At 38.5% G+C, this 21215-nt stretch carries 15 protein-coding genes; 10 read left to right on the forward strand and 5 right to left on the reverse strand.

The genetic code is table 11. The features are described from left to right. The first annotated feature begins 174 nt into the window (after positions 1 to 174). Positions 175 to 2250, forward strand: coding sequence for a M13 family metallopeptidase (locus H5119_RS01610; RefSeq protein ID WP_182700957.1), 2076 nt, complete (start codon positions 175 to 177; stop codon positions 2248 to 2250). 113 nt (positions 2251 to 2363) lie between these two features. Here the strand turns inward: H5119_RS01610 and H5119_RS01615 are convergent, their stop codons facing one another. The 3 genes from H5119_RS01615 to H5119_RS01625 form a co-directional block, all read right to left on the reverse strand. Then, positions 2364 to 3851 carry an exopolyphosphatase gene (locus tag H5119_RS01615; RefSeq protein WP_182700958.1) on the reverse strand — a complete coding sequence of 496 codons (1488 nt, stop codon included), beginning with the start codon at positions 3849 to 3851 and terminating at the stop codon, positions 2364 to 2366. Next, positions 3844 to 5931 (reverse strand): polyphosphate kinase 1, encoded by a 2088-nt coding sequence (gene ppk1, locus H5119_RS01620; protein ID WP_077536838.1) that lies wholly within the window; start codon positions 5929 to 5931, stop codon positions 3844 to 3846. Before ppk1 ends, H5119_RS01615 begins: the two co-directional genes overlap by 8 nt. A gap of 97 nt (positions 5932 to 6028) precedes the next feature. Beyond that, a complete protein-coding gene (locus tag H5119_RS01625) occupies positions 6029 to 6535 on the reverse strand; it encodes a glycine cleavage system protein R (RefSeq protein WP_077536839.1) in 507 nt (168 codons plus the stop codon). Between the two features lie 371 nt (positions 6536 to 6906). Here H5119_RS01625 and H5119_RS01630 point away from each other — a divergent pair, with 371 nt between their 5' ends. From H5119_RS01630 to H5119_RS01660, 7 genes are all read left to right on the forward strand, one after another. Beyond that, positions 6907 to 9141: an ABC transporter permease subunit gene (locus H5119_RS01630; protein ID WP_182700959.1), complete on the forward strand. Its 2235-nt coding sequence runs from the start codon at positions 6907 to 6909 to the stop codon at positions 9139 to 9141. Positions 9142 to 9156: 15 nt separating this feature from the next. Then, positions 9157 to 10806 (forward strand): phosphate ABC transporter permease PstA, encoded by a 1650-nt coding sequence (gene pstA, locus H5119_RS01635; RefSeq protein ID WP_182700960.1) that lies wholly within the window; start codon positions 9157 to 9159, stop codon positions 10804 to 10806. 27 nt (positions 10807 to 10833) lie between these two features. Next, on the forward strand, positions 10834 to 11661 hold the full coding sequence (pstB, locus tag H5119_RS01640) for a phosphate ABC transporter ATP-binding protein PstB (protein WP_138584108.1): 828 nt from the start codon (positions 10834 to 10836) through the stop codon (positions 11659 to 11661). A gap of 46 nt (positions 11662 to 11707) precedes the next feature. Beyond that, complete coding sequence (gene phoU, locus H5119_RS01645; RefSeq protein ID WP_077536843.1) at positions 11708 to 12409, forward strand: phosphate signaling complex protein PhoU; 702 nt, start codon at positions 11708 to 11710, stop codon at positions 12407 to 12409. 150 nt (positions 12410 to 12559) lie between these two features. Next, positions 12560 to 13237 carry a TIGR00153 family protein gene (locus H5119_RS01650; RefSeq protein WP_182700961.1) on the forward strand — a complete coding sequence of 226 codons (678 nt, stop codon included), beginning with the start codon at positions 12560 to 12562 and terminating at the stop codon, positions 13235 to 13237. 39 nt (positions 13238 to 13276) lie between these two features. Next, positions 13277 to 14545 carry an inorganic phosphate transporter gene (locus H5119_RS01655; protein ID WP_182700962.1) on the forward strand — a complete coding sequence of 423 codons (1269 nt, stop codon included), beginning with the start codon at positions 13277 to 13279 and terminating at the stop codon, positions 14543 to 14545. Positions 14546 to 14626: 81 nt separating this feature from the next. Further along, positions 14627 to 15550 carry a hydrogen peroxide-inducible genes activator gene (locus tag H5119_RS01660; protein ID WP_182700963.1) on the forward strand — a complete coding sequence of 308 codons (924 nt, stop codon included), beginning with the start codon at positions 14627 to 14629 and terminating at the stop codon, positions 15548 to 15550. 5 nt (positions 15551 to 15555) lie between these two features. Here the strand turns inward: H5119_RS01660 and H5119_RS01665 are convergent, their stop codons facing one another. Beyond that, positions 15556 to 15768 (reverse strand): hypothetical protein, encoded by a 213-nt coding sequence (locus tag H5119_RS01665; protein WP_077536847.1) that lies wholly within the window; start codon positions 15766 to 15768, stop codon positions 15556 to 15558. Between the two features lie 197 nt (positions 15769 to 15965). Beyond that, complete coding sequence (locus H5119_RS01670; protein ID WP_182700964.1) at positions 15966 to 18491, reverse strand: EAL domain-containing protein; 2526 nt, start codon at positions 18489 to 18491, stop codon at positions 15966 to 15968. A gap of 367 nt (positions 18492 to 18858) precedes the next feature. Here H5119_RS01670 and queA point away from each other — a divergent pair, with 367 nt between their 5' ends. After that, on the forward strand, positions 18859 to 19893 hold the full coding sequence (gene queA / locus H5119_RS01675) for a tRNA preQ1(34) S-adenosylmethionine ribosyltransferase-isomerase QueA (protein WP_182700965.1): 1035 nt from the start codon (positions 18859 to 18861) through the stop codon (positions 19891 to 19893). Positions 19894 to 20062: 169 nt separating this feature from the next. Then, on the forward strand, positions 20063 to 21190 hold the full coding sequence (gene tgt / locus H5119_RS01680) for a tRNA guanosine(34) transglycosylase Tgt (RefSeq protein WP_182700966.1): 1128 nt from the start codon (positions 20063 to 20065) through the stop codon (positions 21188 to 21190). Positions 21191 to 21215 lie beyond the last annotated feature (25 nt).

A 21215-nucleotide genomic window follows, 5' to 3' on the forward strand; every position in this document is an offset into this window, starting at 1 on the left:
CTTTGATCAATTTAACGAATTAAATTGCACTATAACGTCGTTAAAAATTTTTTATTTAGAACAACTAGATACAAAAACTTTTGCCTAGTTCTAGCGTAATTTTCTTAACGTTAAATAGACCCCATACATAAGCAGATTGGTATGATTTAATTCTAACTAACAAACGGAATAATTATGAATAAAGTAACAATGGCCGCTGCGAGCATAGCGCTTGCACTTGGTTTAGTAGGTTGTGGTGAAAAACAACAAGAAGCTAAAGTAACCGACACTCCAGTAGTAACAGCGCCTACTGAAAAACCACTAGAGCTTGGTATTGAATTAGCTAATATGGATAGTTCAGTACGTGCACAAGACGATTTTTATTACCATGTAAATGGCCAGTGGTTAGCTAAAACTGAAATACCAGGTGATAAGTCTAACTACGGTTCTTTTTCGCAGTTATATGATGAGTCGCAAAAAGCGATGAAAATTGCGCTGGAAAGCGCCGCTGCAAACACTGCCGCTAAAAAAGGCAGCGATGAATATAAAATTGGTGCATTTTACAAAAGTTACATGAATCAAGCTGCTCGTAATGAGCTAGGTATTACGCCATTACAACCATCAATAGACACGATTGATAGTATTAAATCTAAAGCAGATTTAATGGGCTTAATGGCTAAAGTTCAAAAGCAAGGCGGTAGTTTACCGTTTGGTTGGTTTGTAAATAACGATGCTAAAAACTCAAGTGAGTATGCACTGTACTTATCTCAGTCGGGTCTTGGTTTACCAGATCGTGACTATTACTTAAAAGATGACGAAAAATTCACTAAAATTCGTGCGTCTTATGAGCAATACATCACCGATATTTTAGCTAAATCAGGCGTTAAAAATGCAGCAGAAGCTGCTAAGAGTGTACTTGCGTTTGAAAAAACATTAGCTGATGCTCAGTGGAGCCGTGTGCAAAGTCGTGATGCAACTAAATCTTATAACATGATGACAGTAGCAGATGCTAGCAAACTGATGGGCGACCTTGATTTAGCGGCGTTCTTTAAAGACGCAGGTGTGAGTACAAGTAATATTATTGTTCGCCAACCAAGCTACTTAGAAGCACTTGCTACTATTTATAAAGACACTGATTTAGCAACGTGGAAAAACTACTTAAAATTTCATTTTGTAAGTGGTTATGCAGAGCTACTTAGTGAAGATTTAGTTAACCTTAACTTTGATTTTTACAGCACAACATTACGTGGTGTAGAAGAACAAGCGCCACTTTGGAAGCAAGCAGTTGATGCATCTAACAGTGTACTTGGTGAAATTTTAGGTAAAGTATACGTTAAAGATAACTTCCCACCAGAAGCGAAAGCGCGCATGGAAGAGTTAGTTGATAACGTAATTAAAGGTTACGGTGTTGCTATCGAGAACCTTGAGTGGATGAGCCCTGAAACTAAAATTGCAGCGAAAGAAAAGTTAGACAAATTTACGCCTAAAATTGGTTACCCAGACACATGGAAAGATTACTCTGAGCTAAAAATTAACTCAGATGAGCTAGTTGGTAACTACATTCGTTATAGCGAATGGGCATACGCAGATATGATTGCAAAACTGGGTAAACCAGTTGATCGTTCTGAGTGGCATATGACACCGCAAACAGTAAATGCTTACTACAACCCAGTAAACAACGAAATTGTATTTCCAGCCGCTATATTACAACCACCATTCTTTAATTTAGAAGCGGATGATGCTGTAAACTACGGCGCAATTGGTGCAGTAATTGGGCATGAGCTTGGTCATGGTTTTGACGACCAAGGCGCTAAATACGACGGTGACGGTAACTTACGTAATTGGTGGAGCGAGTCAGATCTTAAGCAATTTGAAGAGCGAAGCGCTGCTTTAGTTGCACAGTATAACGAGTACAAACCATTTGAAGATGCAAGTGTTAATGGCGAGCTAACGCTTGGCGAAAACATTGGTGACTTAGGTGGATTAACCGTTGCGCACAAAGCATATATGCTATCTTTAGGTGATAAAACAGCTCCAGTAATTAATGGCTACACAGGCGATCAACGCTTCTTTATGGGGTGGTCACAAATTTGGCGTCGTAAATATCGCGATGAAGCATTACGTAATCGCTTAATGACGGACTCGCATTCACCAAGTCATTACCGTGTAATCGGTATCTTGTCGAATATGCCTGAGTTTTACGAAGCGTTTGACGTAAAAGAAGGCGATAAAATGTATATTAAACCAGAAGATCGCGTAAAAATTTGGTAATTAACTAATTACCCCGATTTAAGGTTAATTAAAAGCCAGTAAGTATTTAGCTTACTGGCTTTTTTATACGCCATAATCATTTTATTTTTTCAGCCTTACTATAAGCGCGGCTATTAACTGCAATTTAATGCGATACCGACTTTTTTGAGATAGTGCTGTTCTTGTTCTAAATCTGCTTGTAGCAGAGTATATTCTTGCAAGTAGCCATCACAAAATTTTATAAATAACCCTGTGCGGCTTGCGCTAATTTCCATGTTTGGCTTTTGACTCGCTTGCCGTTTTTGATTAAATAAAATAGCTAAACGCAAAATAGTAATAAGCTTAAGCACTCGCTGCTGCGAGATGGTTATAAAGTCGGAGAGTTCATTAAGCTTGATTTTTTTACGATAAAAGCGAATAAGCGAACTCAGTATTAATTGCTCCTGTTGCGTAAAACCAGGTAATTGGCTATTAGCAACAATATAAGCACTGTGTTTATTTATGCCTGATGAGTTTATAGATAAACCAATTTCATGCAGTTTTGCCGCCCACATCAGTAGTGCAATATCATCTTGATTATTAAGTTGCCATGGGCCTTTTAAGCGTTCGTAGAGCCAACTAACCGTGTCAGAAACACGGATTGCATGGGTTTTATCTACAGTGTATCTGTCGCTTATATTATTGATGGTATTACTGCGAATGTCGTTATCGACCAGTTTTTGCTGCATTTCATGGAGTAACCCTTCACGCAGCGAAAAGTCGCTGTAGGTAAGCTGGGTTATTGCAAACTCTCTAAAAATAGCGATTAGGATGGCAAGGCCACCACAAATACTAAGCTGGCGCTCAGGGGTTAAACCTTCAATTAGCAGGTTATCTATTCGTTGAGCGTTGATAAATTGTTGTTTAAGGTTAATTAAGTCGTCGTAAGTTATACAAGATTGATGTGGTTTTTTCGCACTTATTATCGCGAGTATTGACTTAATTGTACCCGATGTACCAATGACATTTTTCCAGCCTTCGTTTATGTAATTAGCAAAAATAACTTCTATTTCTTGCTCTGCTTTTATTTCAGCTTTATTGAAGTGCTTAGAGCTAATTATGCCATCAATAAAAAATTGATTTGTGAAACTAACGCAACCCATATTACGGCTAGTAAGTAGTTTGTGTTGAAAGTGCTGACCGATTATTAATTCTGTACTCCCACCGCCAATATCAATAACAAGACGGTTATCTTCATTATGTAGGTAGTGGGCAACACCTTGATAAATAAGACGAGCTTCTTCTTGTCCTGCAATAACGTTAATATGAAATGGAAATACCTCATTTGCTTGTGTTAAAAAGGCATGGATATTTTTAGCGCGTCTAAAGGTATGGGTTGCCGCTACTTTTACATTACAGGCAGGGAAATCTTGCAGAGTTTTAGCAAACTGTTTTAGCACGACTAAAGCGCGATCAATAGCATACTGGCTTAGTTTTGACTTATCATCGAAGCTATCAGCTAAATACACACGCTGCTTTTCTTTATGTAAAATTTGCAGTGTGCCATCAACTTCACGAGCAACGACTAAATGAAAGCTATTCGAGCCTAAATCGACAGCGGCTATAGATGGGCGATTACTCATTGTTATAATTACTTTCCCATTTTTTTAGATGATCATAAGTCGCTATTTGTGAACGAATTTTTTTACGATTCCCACGTCGCACATAAGTGTTTTTTTGTTCTTTGTCGATTAAGCGTGCTTTTGTGCGGTCTTTAAATTGTAGCTCTAAAATATCAATAATGAGCAGCTTTAATTTAGCGTCTAAAATTGGCACGCCCACTTCAACACGATGATCAAGGTTACGGGTCATCCAATCAGCAGACGAAATATACACTTTGTCCTCGCCGTTATTACCAAACACCATTACGCGAGGATGCTCTAAAAAACGATCAACAATACTAATCACTCTTATGTTATCGCTAAACTTGGCTACCCCTGGTATTAATGAGCACATACCGCGCACAATAATGCGAATTTTAACGCCACAACGACCAGCATGATAAAGCTTATCAACAAGCTGCTTGTCGACCAAATTATTTACTTTAACGGTAATTTTACCGACAAAACCATTTTCGACGTGTTGAATTTCTTTATCGATTAAATCGAGTAAAGTGTCACGAGCATTGATAGGTGATAGCATTAAGTATTCAAAACTAAAAGGCTTATAGCTGCTTTCTATAAATCTAAATACGCTGTCGCATTCTTCACAGATCCCGACATGTTTCGTGAATAAACTAAAGTCGGTATATATTTTGGCGGTTTTTTCATGAAAATTACCGGTTCCAATATGCGCATACTTTACTATTTGGCCTTTTTCTTTACGTTGAATAATACACAACTTGCTGTGCACTTTTAACGCGGGTATACCAAAAATTACTTTAATGCCTGCGCTACTTAATATTTTTGCCCATTCAATATTATTTTGTTCATCAAAACGGGCCTTTAGCTCAACCATTACGGTAACTTGTTTGCCATTTTTAGCGGCATTAATCAGTGATGAAATAAGCCGCGATTTACTTGCAACACGATAAATATTAACTTTAATTTGTGTCACTTTAGGATCAAAGGCTGCTTGGCGCACATACTCCAGTAAATGATTAAATGTGTGGTATGGGTAGTAAAGTAAAATATCTCTCTCGGTAATAGCGTCAAATACGCTGGTGTGTTTATTAAACGCGGTGCTTTGTAATGCAGGTAATGGTTTATTTTCAAGATACTGACGGCCTACATTCGGAAAGGCAATAAAATCTCTAAAATTACGGTAGCGTCCAGCTGGGATCAGCGCATCATGATGGGTTACATTTAGCCGTTTTTTCATTACTTTAAGCATGCTTTCGGGCATCGTTTCGTCATAGACTAAGCGTACTGGTTCTGCATAAATACGTTGTTTTAATCCTTTGGACATCTTATCCAGCAGACCCTCTTCTAATTCATCATCAAGATTATATTCGGCATCACGGGTAAGCTTGATTGAGTGACCTTGGATAGTTTGAAAACTAAAAAAGCTGCTGAATACGTCATTTAAAAAATATAAAATAACATCATCAAGCATCACAATGGTTTTATGGCGGCGGGTTTTCTCGCTTGGTAAATTTATAAATCTTGGTACACGATCGGTTGGCACTTCGAGCATTGCGTAATGATTTTTCTCGTCACTCATTTCTACAAATAAGTAAGTCATGGTGTCATTTACGTAATCTGAGTAATCTCTATTCTCATCAAGTAAGATTGGGGATATATGTTGTAGAACATTGTCAGTAAAGTAATTTTTTAACCAATTTAAATGAAATTCACTGAGCTTCTCTGGTCTATTTACGTGAATATTATGTGTGGTTAAATCATTTAAGATTTGTTGGTGAATTTGATTGAATTTTTTACCAAGCAGTAATACTTTCTTTTGTATCTGACTCAGTAGTACTTCATCTTCTTCAAAATTAGCATTAGGAAGTTTGCTTAATAAAATACGGCGCTTAACGTCGGCTACACGGACTCTGAAAAACTCATCAAGGTTATTAGAAAAAATACCTAAAAAACGTATGCGCTCAATAATTGGGTTACTTTTGTCTTTAGCTTCTTGCAGCACACGTTCGTTGAACGACAGCCAGCTTAACTCCTTTGAAAAATACTCAATAACGTGGGTGTGTTCTATATGGGCATTCATACTTCATTCCGCTATTTAATGCTGAATAAAATATAATGTAACTTAATGACATTAAAATGACATGCGTGCCAGCGATGTGGCACACATGAGGGGGGAGTTATACTTCTTCGGTGTCTACGATTAGATCACTTGTTATTGACTCGAGCGCATCAATAACTTCTTCTTTATTCATTCCGTTTGGCAAAGTGACCGTCGCCACAGCGCTAAAAATAGGTACTCCCCAATTAGGTGCGCTTTGTTGTCTTGAATTTAAGTGAGTAATATTAGCCCCTTTATGACGTATCACACTTGCTAGTTCTTGAACAATACCAGGGCGATCGTTACCTGTAATAACTAGATTAATTTGCTCAAGCGATGATTGTTCAATTTCAGTGTTACCCGCTTCAATGCGTACATCGAGCTTGGGAAGTGCATTGAGTGCGCTTTGTAAGGATTGAAAATGCTCCTCTGCTACTTCAAGTTGAATAATACCTGCAAAGTGACCTAGTAGATGGCTCAAGTTACTACTAAGCCAGTTTCCGTGATTCTCCAATACGACCGAGGAAATATTCTCGACTAATCCAGGGCGGTCTTTCCCTAAAATAGTAATAACCAGTTGCTTCATAAATAATTCTCTTTTTAAGGCCAAAGAAAGTAAATGCGTAGGCACTAAGTGTTTAATTTATCGGTTGTTAAAGTGTAGCTATAAAGTCCTAATTTTAAATTGATAAAAGCGGGATTTAATATATATGCTATGCATTTTTTAAAGCTACGATTGCCTATTTGATACTTTGTGAGTATTGACCTCGATAAATGCTTTGTCCAATTATTTTACAATTTAGTTCATTTATAAGTCACCCATTTGAAGTTTTATTAAACCAATTATTTAACTGCTTTATTTATAGCTGCTATTAAGGGCTTATTGTTACCGCTGTAACATTACTGTCATCTTGATGAAATATAATTTATGCAACGTTAAGATTTAAGGGTGTTTTGATGACTTCCAATCCGAATAAACCGACTTTTAATACGGATCGAAGCCGTCTATTTAAAGATCGGTTTGCCCAATTTGGCATAACCGCAGGCGGGGTAATGGTATTAGTGGCACTGCTATTAATATTCTTTTATCTTCTTTATGTAGTACAACCAATTTTTGAATCAGCTAAAGTTGAAAAGCGTAACAGCTTAAACATTGCTAATGCAGATCAGATTATCGGTTTAGGCGTCGAAGAGCAAACTGAGGTGGCTTATTTATTAGGTCAACAAGGGCAAGTTGATTTTTATAATATTGAAAAATCAAATTTTGGTAAAAAACTCAAAACCCTCGATGTCATATTGCCAAGCGAAGCAAGTAGTTTTGCGACAAGTGCACCGTTTCAGGGGCAATATGCTTATGGCTTGAAAAACGGCACCGTGGTGGTGGTTGTACCTAAGTTTTTAGTTACCTTTCCAAACAACGAGCGAAAATTAACCCCACGTGTTGATTATCCACTTGGCGAAATGGCATTAGCAGTAGACGAACAAGGAGCGGCAATTAAGCGCTTTGCGTTTAGTCATTATGAAGATAAAACGGCTGTGGTTGCGTTAACCGAAGATAAACGTGTTTTATTCAGCAGCTTTGTGGCTGAAGAAAATATGTTTACCGGAGATGTTGAATGGGTTGTGCAGCGCACTGAACTTGATATCGAAGGCCGTGTAGATGAGCTTCTAATATCACCGGATACAACGCGTACATTTATTCGTTCGGCTAATCAAATTTATGTATATGATACACGCGACCCAAGCGATGTTGAGCAAATACAATTGCTTTCAGCCAACGAAGAGCGCGCAAATATAGTGTCTGCTCAATTATTAGCGGGTGCAAATTCGTTAATGCTTGCTAATGATAATGGTGAAGTTTCACAGTGGTTTGAAGTGAATACAGATACTGGCCGAGAGTATCAAAAAATTCGTTCATTCGAGACGAGTAAACAAAGTAAACTCAATATATTCACAGAATTTTACCGACGTACATTTTTCACTACCAGTAGTAATGGTGAGTTGGGTGTTTACTACACAACAAGTGAAGCTAAATTATGGCAGGGTAAAGTAAGTGAAGGTGAAATTAAAAACTTTGCAATTGCACCACGCTCTAATGCGGCATTAATTTTAGCTGATGACAAATTAACCGTATTAGAAATACACAATGAACACCCAGAAGTAACATGGTCAGCACTTTGGCAAGAAGTATGGTATGAAGGTTACCCAGAGCCAGGCTATATTTGGCAATCAACCTCAGCCAGTGATGACTTTGAATCTAAGTTTTCATTAGTGCCAATTTCGTTTGGTACAATTAAGGCCGCATTTTACGCCATGTTATTTGCAGTACCAATTGCATTGTCATCGGCTATTTACACTGCTTACTTTATGTCGAGCGGATTACGTAAAGTTGTTAAACCAACAGTAGAAATAATGGAAGCACTGCCGACTGTTATTTTGGGCTTTTTAGCGGGCCTTTGGTTAGCACCACTGATTGAAGAACATCTACCCGCAATTGTTGGATTGCTCATCTTATTGCCGCTAGGTATTTTAGGTGCTGCATTTGGGTGGACTAAATTACCAGCCGGTATTCGTCATAAAATTCCTGAAGGCTCTCATTCAATAATCCTTATACCCGTTGTGTTATTTATTGGCTGGTTTTCATTTGCGATGAGCGAAACGATTGAGCTTTGGATGTTTGACGGCAATGTACGTCAATATTTAACAAATGAACTTGGTATGACGTTCGATCAACGTAACTCACTAGTTGTTGGTATTGCGATGGGCTTTGCGGTTATTCCTACTATTTTCTCAATAGCAGAAGATGCTGTGTTTAGTGTACCTAAGCATTTATCAAACGGTTCATTAGCGTTGGGTGCAACTCAGTGGCAAACACTTGTACGTGTTGTATTGCTAACTGCCAGCCCTGGTATTTTTTCCGCCGTAATGATGGGGTTGGGCCGTGCTGTTGGTGAAACAATGATTGTACTGATGGCCACCGGTAATACACCAATAATGGATTGGAGTATTTTTCAAGGAATGCGGACGCTTGCAGCAAATATTGCAGTTGAAATGCCAGAATCAGAAGTAGGCAGTTCACACTATAGAATATTATTTTTAGCGGCTTTTGTACTATTCATATTCACCTTTATTTTCAACACAATCGCTGAGTTTGTTCGCCAGCAATTGCGTGAAAAATACAGCTCAATGTAAGTGGAGAGACACGACATGGTAAAGCAGTGGTTTAGGTCTGGTTCTCCTTGGATTTGGATGACCGGTGGTGCAGTGAGCATCAGTTTGATTTCAGTGTTAGGTTTATTAGCAATGATAGCCTGGAAGGGATTAAGTTTTTTTTGGCCTTCTGAAGTGATGCAGTATGAGCTTGAAGGCTCTATTGCAAAGCAAACCGTTATTGGTGAAGTTTACGACCGAGAAATGGTACCCAAAGAGCGTTTAGCTGCAACAGGTGTTGATGTATCAGCATTTGATAAAGAAGAGTTTGAGCGTTTACTTATCAAAACAGGTAACCGTGAATACGTCGATTTAGATTTTCGTTGGATACTTGAAACCGATATAAAAGAAAAATCGGCACCAGCGACACTTGCGGTATTTGAGCGTAGTAAAAACGGTAATTTTTATGGTTACCTAGAGAGCGTTATTAAAGACGGCAAGCCAGTTGCTGGTGATACCGTTGAGGCTTTACACGAACTTGTTGATCGCGCAGTTGATTTAAATGATGAAGCGCTTGATTTACAAAACGGCGATATTGGCCATATTAACTATGAACTTGAACGCTTACGGTTAAAAGAGAAAGGTTATTTACTTGATAATGAGCTAACCGATGAGCGTGTTGCAGAACTTGCTCAAGCACGTGCTGATTTACGTACAGAGTATGGCGTACTTGAAAAAGAGTTATTCGCACTGCGTAAACTTGCAAAACGTGACTATGTTACTGTAAAAGATATGCGCGGTGAAATTGTGACTATCCCTATGTATCAGGTACTTGATGTTTGGTTTCCAAATGACATGGGTTTTTTTGCAAAACTAGGTCATTACTTTGTACAGCTAGGTAAGTTTGTATCTGATGATCCGCGTGAAGCAAATACCGAAGGTGGTGTGTTTCCTGCCATATTTGGTACTGTCTTTATGGTTATGCTAATGGCGGTAATAGTAACGCCGTTTGGTGTTGTCGCCGCAATTTACTTACACGAATATGCAGCGAAAAACGCAGTGACGAAAATGATTCGTATTGCAGTCATTAACTTAGCCGGTGTGCCTTCAATTGTATACGGTGTATTTGGCTTAGGCTTTTTTGTTTATATGTTAGGTGGTAGTTTAGACCAATTGTTTTACCCTGAAGCATCGCCAACCCCTGTATTTGGTACGCCAGGTGTAATGTGGTCAGCATTGACATTGGCTATATTAACGCTCCCTGTTGTAATTGTATCGACCGAAGAAGGGTTATCTCGAATTCCAAGCACGGTACGTGATGGTTCATTAGCGCTGGGCGCAACAAAAGTTGAAACGTTATGGCGTATTGTAATTCCAATGGCAAGCCCTGCAATTATGACCGGTTTAATACTCGCTGTTGCGCGCGCCGCAGGTGAAGTTGCACCATTAATGCTGGTGGGTGTGGTAAAAATGGCACCTACATTGCCACTTGATGGTAACTTTCCATATTTTCACTTAGATAGAAAGTTCATGCATTTAGGGTTTCATATTTACGATGTTGGCTTTCAAAGTCCAAATGTTGAAGCAGCGCGACCACTGGTATATGCAACTGCATTTTTATTGGTGTCGGTAATTATAACGCTCAACATAACGGCCATTGGTATACGTAACCATTTACGTGAAAAATTCAGATCGCTTGAACACTAATTAGTAAAGATTTTATAGGTAATAAACATGATTACAGTCGCTACACAAGTAAACCAAGCAAATTTGGGCATGAAGTTAGATTTAGATAATTTAACCGATGAGCAAAAAGCGCTAGAAATTAAAGACCTTGATCTTTACTACGGTGATAAACAAGCGCTTAGTAAAGTGAACATGAGCATCCCAAAAGGCCAAGTAACGGCGTTCATTGGTCCATCGGGTTGTGGTAAATCAACGTTACTGCGTTGTATCAACCGTATGAATGACCTTGTTGATATTTGTCGCATTGAGGGTGAAATATTACTGCATGGACAAAATATTTACGATAAAAGCGTTGATGTTGCTGCGCTTCGCCGTAATGTGGGCATGGTGTTTCAACGCCCTAATCCGTTTCCTAAATCAATTTATGAGAATGTGGTTTATGGTCTACGCTTACAAGGTATTAAAGAAAAGCGCAAACTAGATGAAGTGGTAGAGCAATCACTTCGTGGCGCAGCCCTGTGGGATGAAGTAAAAGATAGATTACACGATAGTGCATTTGGTTTATCGGGTGGTCAGCAACAGCGTTTAGTTATTGCTCGCTCAATTGCGATTGAGCCAGAAGTCCTTTTATTGGATGAGCCGACATCGGCACTCGACCCAATTTCTACTTTGGTAATCGAAGAGCTAATAAACGATTTAAAAAACAAATTTACCGTTGTTATTGTTACACATAACATGCAACAAGCAGCGCGAGTATCTGATCAAACCGCCTTTATGTACATGGGTGAATTAATTGAATACTCAGATACAAATACCTTATTCACAACACCAACGAAGAAAAAGACCGAAGATTATATTACCGGTCGTTACGGTTAATTAGCCTATTACAGCGTGTTGTATAAGATCAAAAGAGAAGGTAATTATGGAACATAACATTAATAAACACATTTCTGGGCGCTTTAACCAAGAACTAGAAAATGTGCGTAATCACGTATTAAGCATGGGTGGCTTAGTTGAGCAACAATTAAGCAGTGCACTTGATGCGGTTAGTCGAAACGATGCAGAGCTTGCGCAAAAAGTCCGTGAAAATGACTATAAAGTAAATGCTATGGAAGTGAACATTGATGAAGAATGTACACGAATTATCGCTCGTCGCCAGCCTGCGGCTAGCGACTTACGTTTAGTAATCGCCATAGCGAAAACAATTGCTGATTTAGAGCGCATTGGTGATGAAGCAAAGCGAATCGCAAAAGTTGCTCTTGATTCATTTACCAAAGATCAACAAGATCTACTCGTAAATATTGAAAACATGGGCCGCCAAGTTTTAAAAATGTTGCATGATGTACTTGATGCATTTGCCCGTATGGATGTGCAACGAGCATTTCAGGTTCACAAGGAAGATGCCAAGGTAGATCGAGAGTATGAAGCCATTACACGTCAAATTATGACTTATATGATGGAAGACCCTCGTTCAATCCCAAAAATTATGGACTTAGTTTGGTCTGTTCGTTCGTTAGAGCGTATTGGCGACCGTTGTCAAAATATTGCTGAATACATTATTTATTTTGTAAACGGTAAAGATATTCGTCATACATCTCAAGAAGATATAGAAAAATCATTATAAATTTAACTATTTCATTCTTTTGTATTAAAGCGACCTTGTGTCGCTTTGTGCGTTGCAAGAGCAAGTGAAGCAATAAAAAGCGTTCACAATCGTTGTTAATGCTGTAAAATTCATGCTGCAAAGCATATCAATTTGATTAAAGGGTCAGTTATGCCTACAAACGCGTTTTTAGGAGTATTTGCAAAATCTCCTATCAAGCCAATGGAAGAACACATAAAGAAAGTTCATCAAGCAAGTAAAGCTTTGATACCTTTCTTTAATCACGTATTTAAAGAAGAGTGGGTACAAGCTGAAGAGCTTCGCATCACGATTCGTAATTTAGAGCGTGAAGCCGATGATATGAAAAGAGATATACGTTTACAGTTACCGCGCGGTTTATTCATGCCGGTAGAGCGTACAGATCTGCTCGAATTAGTAACCCAACAAGATAAAATTGCAAATAAAGCAAAAGACATTGCTGGACGTGTGATTGGTCGTGAAATGACCATTCCAAAAGTTATGCAAGTTGATTTCTTGGCTTATTTAACTCGTTGTGTTGATGCGACAAAACAAGCATCTAAAGCAATTAACGAATTAGAAGAGCTGCTAGAAACAGGCTTTAAAGGTCGTGAAGTGACCTTAGTAGAAAAAATGCTAGTTGAATTGGATGCAATAGAACAAGACACGGACGACATGCAAATAAAAGTACGCCGCCAACTACGAGATGTAGAAGGTGAGTTAAATCCAATTGATGTGATGTTTTTATACAAAATCATTGAATGGGTTGGCGAGCTTGCAGATATTGCAGAGCGCGTAGGATCACGTCTTGAGCTGATGTTAGCTCGTTAATTTAAAATCAGTTCAAACACGAAAGATTAAGGTTTTACAATGGATATCATTGCATCTTACGGCACGGTATTAATTTTAATTGCCGCAGCAGTCGGCTTTTTTATGGCTTATGGTATTGGCGCGAATGACGTAGCTAACGCCATGGGTACTTCTGTAGGTTCAAAAGCATTAACAATCAAACAGGCTATTTTTATAGCAATGATTTTTGAATTTGCAGGTGCTTATTTAGCTGGTGGTGAGGTTACATCAACAATTCGTAAAGGAATTATTGATGCGGCACCATTTGCAGATATTCCAGAACTTATGGTTCTGGGTATGATTGCTTCTTTATTTGCAGCCGGAACATGGCTATTAATGGCTTCGTTTCTAGGTTGGCCAGTATCAACGACTCACTCAATCATTGGTGCAATCATTGGTTTTGCATTAGTTGCAGTAGGCACTGAGGCAATTCAATGGGATAAAGTAGGTGGTATTGTAGGTAGTTGGATTATAACGCCCGCTATATCTGGTTTTATTGCATACTTAATATTTATGAGTGCGCAAAAGCTTATTTTTGATACAGACGCTCCACTTAAAAATGCAAAGCGTTATGTACCGCTTTATATGGGCCTAGCAGGCTTTATTATGGCCTTAGTTACAATTAAAAAAGGCTTAAAACATGTTGGTGTTAATCTAGGTTCTGTTGAGGGTTATGCACTTTCAATCGCTGTTGCAGTGGTTGTAGCAATTATTGGTAAAATTGCTATTTCTCGCTTAAACATTGATCCTAAAGCCGATAAGCAAATGCAGTTCAACAATGTTGAAAAAGTATTTGCAGTATTAATGGTACTAACAGCCTGTTGTATGGCGTTTGCTCATGGCTCTAATGACGTTGCTAATGCTATTGGTCCACTAGCTGCTGTTGTAAACATTGTTGAAAACAATGGTGAAATTGCTAAGAAAGCCGCTATTGCTTGGTGGATTCTACCGCTTGGTGGTTTTGGTATTGTGGCAGGTCTTGCTATTTTAGGTAAAAAAGTAATTAAAACGATTGGTGAAGGCATTACACATTTAACACCTAGCCGTGGTTTTGCTGCTGAATTAGCTGCCGCTTCAACGGTTGTTATTGCATCAGGCACAGGTATGCCAATCTCTACTACACAAACCTTAGTGGGTGCGGTATTAGGTGTAGGTATGGCGCGTGGTATTGGTGCTCTTAATATGAGTGTTATCAGAAACATTGTAGTTTCTTGGGTAATTACGTTGCCAGTTGGTGCTGCCCTTGCTATTGTTATTTTCTACGTACTAAGAACCGCATTTGGGGTTTAACAAAAAAGTACTCAAAGACTTTTAGCTTGAAAAGATCTCAATGCCCTAGGTGTTGGGGTCTTTTTATTTGTGGAAAGAAAAATGACGAATCTCCCAAGTATTAAACAGTTACAGTATTTGTTGGCTGTTCACCAGTATCAGCATTTTGGCCGTGCAGCGAGTGCGTGCTTTATAGGGCAATCAACTTTAAGCAGTGCGATTCAAAACCTTGAGGAAACACTTGGTTGTCAGCTCATTGAGCGAGAAAATCGTAGCCTTATGTTTACCAGCATTGGTGAGGAAGTAGTAGAACGTGCACGTAGGATTATTAACGACACAATTAGTTTAAAAGAGCTTACTAAAAGCTTTTTAACACCACTGCATGGTAAATTAACCGTTGGTGTAATACCGACTATCGCCAGCTTTATTGCGGCTCCGCTCTATCACTTTTGTAAAGAAACTTTTGGTGATTTAGAACTGGTATTAATAGAGGATACGAGTGATAAGTTACTCGATAAGCTCGAGCATGGACATATTGATTTAGCATTACTGGCTTTGCCATATGAAACCGACAAGTTTCACACTCAAGTGCTTGCTAAAGATCATTTTAGTTTGGTGCATCATAAAGATTACACACCAGCAAAGGGCGTGGAGGATTTTAATTTACTGCCGGATGCAAGTGTATTTTTACTCGAACGAGAGCACTGTATGACAGGGCATGCGCTCAGTGCGTGTCATTTAAATCGTGCTAGCTGTATTAACCCCTTTGAAGCGGCGAGTTTGCATACATTGCTTAGTATGGTTGAGCATCAGCTTGGTGTGACTTTTTTACCGCAAATGGCGATTAATGCCGGTATTTTGGATAATAAAAACATGATTGCGACCCCTTCGCAAAATGATGCATATAGGGATGTTGGTATATTGTGGCGTAAGACAACTGGGCGTATTCGTGATTTTAAATTGTTTAGCCAGCAACTTGAATCATTCTTAAAGTATCAATGCAGCTTAGATTTTATTAAAAAATAAAGCAGCTACAAAGGCTGCTTTTGATCATGTTTATGACCTTCGAAAGGTTCTAGTTCAGGTAAAAATAATAGGTAAATCCATACGACTAGGTTAAAGTAGGGCACACATCCTAAGACAGTAAATACCTTAACAGGATAGCCTTTAATCGTTGCATATCGATAACATTGATATGCAATAACAAAGTGTATAGCTAATAACAAAGTAACTAATTGCATCATACCTTTCTCCTTAAGATCCTAAGTAGCATCAAACTTAACTACAAAAGCCAGTTATGTACCACTAAGTGGTAATGTCATGTTTTTCAAGTGTAATCCATTAAACAGCATGACATTCTCTGGGTTGTGAGTAGAGTATAGGCAATAAAGACAATAATGACAGCAATAAAATGCTTAAAATTGTTTAATTTTACGGATTATTAGCTAGGTGATTGTTGATAAAAAACTTTATTACTTAAAATATTTTCAAGCTCACCTTTAACTTTTTCGATGGGCATTGGACGAGCTATAAAGTAGCCTTGGCCATAATCTACGCCAATCTCTTTTAGTGCATAAAAGATCTCTTTATTTTCAACATATTCAGCTACAGAGAGTTTGTCGAGAGAGCTACTTATGTCATTGATTGCTTTTACTAGAGCTAAATCAATAGGATCATTTAGCATATCACGTACAAAGGAGCCATCAATTTTAACATGCTGTGCGGGAAGTTGTTTTAGATAGTTAAACGTACTAAAGCCAGTACCAAAATCATCTATTGAAAAGTGGCAGCCTAGGTTATTCAGCTTTTCGATCATTTTACGCGTTGCTTTTAAATTATTTATACTTGCTGACTCAGTAATCTCAAAAATAATACGGGTAGGAGATACTTGGTACTTTTCTAAATTTGATTCAATAAGCGGTAATAATCGTTCATCTAAAAAAGACTGAGCAGATAAGTTAATAGCAACTTGCTTTAATTCTGGATGTTTCGCAACGCAAGAAACGGTGTTACGTATAACGCATTGATCCATCAAAAAAGTATCGTTTAGCATTTCAAGAGAAGGAATAAATTGGTCAGGATATACGAGTTTATTATTGAGTTTTAAGCGCAGTAGAACTTCAAAATAGGCTACTTTATTCTCTTTAAAGTCCCATATAGGCTGATAGTGAAGCTCTATATTATTTTGCTGTAATGCTTGGCGAATTTCATGGCCCCACTCTAAACCTGTTTGTAATGTATTGTTTTGCTTATCTTCTTTTGAATAGCAGTGAACTAAGTTACGACCTAAGTTTTTAGCAATATATAAAGCAATGTCGGCTTGTTTTAAACACTCATTAGGATCACAATTTTTTGATGTTATTTGAGCTAAACCAATAGAGCAACTTATAGTATAAACTTGGTCGCCAGACATAAATGCATGTTTTTCTATTGCACTGCACACTCCCTCTGCTACTAAGTGAGCCTCAAGCAAGTTCATATTTGTTAGTATTACGGCAAATTCATCGCCACCAATACGACAAACTAAATGATCACCACCAATATTATCTTTAAAAAGCTCAGCGACTTCTTTTAAAACAACATCGCCTTGATGATGCCCTTTGCTGTCGTTTATTATTTTGAAATGGTCAAGATCAATATAGATCAATGCGTGTTCAATATTAGTATGAGTCTTATCAGGCAAGCAAATTTGGTTAAGTTGTTGATCAAAATAATAGCGATTGTGCAGTCCCGTTAATGTGTCGTGTAATGCTAAATGACGCAGCTGTAATTCTGCTTGTTTTCGTTCATGGATATTATCGATTGTTGCAGTAATTGTCGCATTATTACGACTATTTTTAATCAGCTGAAGCCTGCATTCAACCCAAATTTCATTCCCATTTTTATGATTTATTTTTATTTCAATTTGTTGTTGCTGATCACCGCCATGGAGAATATTGCTTACTGTATTTTGTAGTTTTTGCTGGCATTCATTGGTACAAAAATCAGTGAGTGAGCGTTGCAGTGAATACTTCACGCCAAAGCCACTGAGAGTCTCCCATGCTGGGTTAATGAAGCGAATAAGGCCTTGTTGATCTAGTTCAAGGACAACCGTATTTAAATGCAATAAAATACGTTGATGAGCTGAAAATAACTCTTTGTATTTTACTTCACTCAAACTTAATTGCTCAACTTTGTTGGCAAACTCAGCGTAACTCACCATAAAATCTTCTCGGCGTGCTGCGTGATCACATACTTTGTTCAAAAATGAAGGGTCGTAGGGGGCGCGGATAAAATCGGTAACGCCTGACAGCAAAAGCTGTTCTGCATAGTCAGCATCTGCGTTATCTATAATCGTTACAATCGCTTGCTTAGGGTTATGCTGTAAAATATCTTCTACTAATATGCTTGATATTTCAGCCCTGTTTGCTGTTGCATCGAGTAACACAATTGAAAACTGCTGCTGATAATAAGCACTAAGCGCCTCTTTACTTGTGGTTACATGAGTAATTGCAAAGTTTAGTTTGAGTTGTTCGCTAATATCATTGGCTTTACTTTGCTGAGGTTCTAATAGTAATAGATTTAGGCGGCTGCTTTTTTCTAAGTGTGTTGAAAGCACATTAGCCAAAACTTGTGGCAACATATCTTGATGCTCAAAAGGCAGTACCGCATCAATACCATAGCTACGGGCGGTCGTTTCGGCTATTCGCTCACAGTAAATAGGGGGAGTGAGTAATATAGGTGTGTTTTTTGTGGTTTTTAATAAACCAGAACGGATCATTCGAGAAAAACGCCAGCCATCAATTTTACCTACATTCAGTCCTGTAATAATAATATCTACAGGTTGTTGCTTTAAGATTTTTAAGGCTTCCTGACTGTCTTGGACTTCAATAAAAGTAAACACATTTAAGCTATCTAAAGTGGCACGAATAGTGCGGCGCTCAGCACTACTTGCATTTAATATTAGCAACTTAAGCCGTTTTGCCACGTATTATTACCCCTACAAAAACTTATAATTATTTAACCGAGTTAGAGTAATGACATTTCTTTACAAGAACAAGAAGATTTGACTCTAAGTATAGACACTATTGGATTTTTGAGGTTGAAATTACACATTTCCCTTGTTTTTATACACAGTAGATCATTATAGACGCAGGCGCATGTGTGAGTGCACATAATTACAAATGTTACAGAGTGATTAGAACATATTTAGTTTAAACAGCGTCTAACTACAAAATAGTAGCCGCAGCTATTGCCAAATACCTTTAAATCCACCGAAATTAGGCTGATTTCTTGAGCTTAATACACGATAGATATACACTTGGCGCGATTTTAAATGATGTGGATAACCAATTATGCGCGTGGCTGACTTTAGCTTTGACTTACCTGATGAATTAATTGCTCGCTTTCCTAAAACGGATCGAACGAGTAGCCGCTTACTCAAGCTTGATGGCCCAAGTGGCGAGATTGAGCACAAGGTTTTTAGTGACATACTTGAATTAGTTCATGAAAATGACTTATTAGTTTTTAATAACACCAGAGTGATCCCTGCGCGTATGTTTGGCCAAAAAGCATCGGGTGGTAAAGTTGAGGTTTTAGTAGAGCGTGTACTTGATGAGCATCGCGTGTTGGCGCATGTTAGAGCAAGTAAGTCATTAAAGCCTGGTAACGAAGTGATCCTCGAAGGTAAAGCTAAAGCAATAATGGTGGCGCGTCACGACACCTTATTCGAACTTGAATTTGATCATAGCCAAAATGTGCTCGATATATTAAATGACATTGGGCATATGCCATTACCACCTTATATTGATCGCCCTGATAATGAAGCCGACCGCGAGCGCTATCAAACGGTTTACGGTGAAAAACCAGGTGCTGTTGCAGCGCCCACAGCAGGTTTGCATTTTGATAAGCAACTAATGGCTGCGCTTAAAGAAAAAGGCGTAAAAATGGCATTTGTTACCTTGCATGTTGGCGCGGGGACATTTCAGCCCGTGCGTGTAGAGACGATTGACGAACATGTAATGCACTCAGAATACATTGAAGTACCACAAGATGTTGTAGACGCCGTTGCACAAACTAAAGCAAACGGTGGGCGAGTGATCGCTGTTGGTACAACGTCAATGCGTTCACTCGAATCTGCTGCAAAAATACATGGTGGCAAGCTCGATACTTACTTTGGCGATACCGATATATTTATTTATCCGGGTTATCAGTTTAACGTAGTGGATGCCATGGTTACTAATTTCCACCTACCAGAATCAACGCTTATTATGTTAGTGAGTGCCTTTAGCGGCCAAGAGAACATAATGGGGGCTTATAACACCGCAATTGAACAACAATATCGCTTTTTTAGTTACGGTGATGCGATGTTTTTAACACGTAAATATTAAATTTTTAGTAAAAATAACTACAAACCCCAACACATTGTTGGGGTTTGTGTTTACGATAGTAAATCAGCATCGAATTTACCGTAGCTAATAGTATTAACTTAGCAAAAAGGGTAGAATCGAGCGGTTAAATTATAGCTTGTTGGACTGTTTTTCTGACATTGAGGATGATATGAAATTTGAATTAGACCGTACAGACGGAAAAGCGCGCCGTGGCCGCTTGATTTTTGACCGTGGTGTAATAGAAACACCCGCGTTTATGCCTGTAGGTACCTACGGTACTGTTAAAGGTATGACGCCGGATGAAGTAAAAGCAACGGGCGCACAAATTTGCTTAGGGAATACTTTTCACCTAATGCTTCGCCCAGGTACTGAAATCATCAAACAACACGGTGATTTACATGACTTTATGAATTGGGACTTCCCAATTCTAACTGACTCGGGCGGTTTTCAAGTATTCAGCCTTGGTGCTATGCGTAAAATTACCGAAGAAGGGGTGCTGTTTAGTTCACCTGTTAACGGTGAAAAAATTATGATGTCGCCAGAAAAATCAATGGAAGTACAGCGTGATTTAGGATCTGATATTGTCATGATATTTGACGAATGTACGCCGTATCCTGCGACTGAAAAAGAAGCTAAAGACTCTATGGAGTTATCGCTTCGTTGGGCTAAGCGTTCAAAAGAAGGGCATGGCGACAATCCATCTGCGTTATTTGGTATTATTCAAGGTGGTATGTACCCAGAATTACGTGCACAATCACAAACCGGTCTTGAAGAAATTGGTTTTGATGGTTATGCATTAGGTGGCCTATCTGTAGGTGAACCTAAAAACGAAATGATGAATATTCTTGATCATTGTGCGTTTAAAATGCCAGAAGACAAACCTCGTTATTTAATGGGGGTTGGCAAACCTGAAGATTTAGTTGAGTCAGTGCGTCGTGGTATTGATATGTTTGATTGTGTTATGCCAACGCGTAATGCGCGTAACGGTCATTTATTTATTACCACGGGCGTTGTTAAAATTCGTAACGCTGTGCATAAAACAGACACCGGACCATTAGATCCAGAGTGTGATTGCCATACCTGTGGAAACTATTCGCGTGCCTACTTACATCACCTTGATAAGTGTAATGAAATTTTAGGTGCTCGACTAAATACAATTCATAACTTACGTTACTATCAACGTGTTATGGAAGGTTTACGTAACGCGATCAGCGAAGGTAAATTAGAAGAATTTGTACAAGATTTTTATGCTCGCCGAGGCCAAGAAGTGCCAGAGCTGGCTGATATAAAAAATTAAACTTTAAAATTATAGAGGAAGTATC

Source organism: Pseudoalteromonas sp. SG45-5 (genome assembly GCF_014164085.1).
Classification (GTDB): Bacteria; Pseudomonadota; Gammaproteobacteria; order Enterobacterales; family Alteromonadaceae; genus Pseudoalteromonas; species Pseudoalteromonas aliena.

Excerpts from the sequence above, each read along its gene's own strand:
- queA (WP_182700965.1), top strand. The coding sequence starts at position 18,859 with ATGCGCGTGGCTGACTTTAGCTTTGACTTACCTGATGAATTAATTGCT.
- H5119_RS01665 (WP_077536847.1), bottom strand. The coding sequence starts at position 15,768 with ATGATGCAATTAGTTACTTTGTTATTAGCTATACACTTTGTTATTGCA.
- H5119_RS01625 (WP_077536839.1), bottom strand. The coding sequence starts at position 6,535 with ATGAAGCAACTGGTTATTACTATTTTAGGGAAAGACCGCCCTGGATTA.
- H5119_RS01655 (WP_182700962.1), top strand. The coding sequence starts at position 13,277 with ATGGATATCATTGCATCTTACGGCACGGTATTAATTTTAATTGCCGCA.
- H5119_RS01630 (WP_182700959.1), top strand. The coding sequence starts at position 6,907 with ATGACTTCCAATCCGAATAAACCGACTTTTAATACGGATCGAAGCCGT.
- H5119_RS01610 (WP_182700957.1), top strand. The coding sequence starts at position 175 with ATGAATAAAGTAACAATGGCCGCTGCGAGCATAGCGCTTGCACTTGGT.
- H5119_RS01615 (WP_182700958.1), bottom strand. The coding sequence starts at position 3,851 with ATGAGTAATCGCCCATCTATAGCCGCTGTCGATTTAGGCTCGAATAGC.
- pstB (WP_138584108.1), top strand. The coding sequence starts at position 10,834 with ATGATTACAGTCGCTACACAAGTAAACCAAGCAAATTTGGGCATGAAG.
- H5119_RS01660 (WP_182700963.1), top strand. The coding sequence starts at position 14,627 with ATGACGAATCTCCCAAGTATTAAACAGTTACAGTATTTGTTGGCTGTT.
- H5119_RS01650 (WP_182700961.1), top strand. The coding sequence starts at position 12,560 with ATGCCTACAAACGCGTTTTTAGGAGTATTTGCAAAATCTCCTATCAAG.
- ppk1 (WP_077536838.1), bottom strand. The coding sequence starts at position 5,931 with ATGAATGCCCATATAGAACACACCCACGTTATTGAGTATTTTTCAAAG.
- pstA (WP_182700960.1), top strand. The coding sequence starts at position 9,157 with ATGGTAAAGCAGTGGTTTAGGTCTGGTTCTCCTTGGATTTGGATGACC.
- tgt (WP_182700966.1), top strand. The coding sequence starts at position 20,063 with ATGAAATTTGAATTAGACCGTACAGACGGAAAAGCGCGCCGTGGCCGC.
- phoU (WP_077536843.1), top strand. The coding sequence starts at position 11,708 with ATGGAACATAACATTAATAAACACATTTCTGGGCGCTTTAACCAAGAA.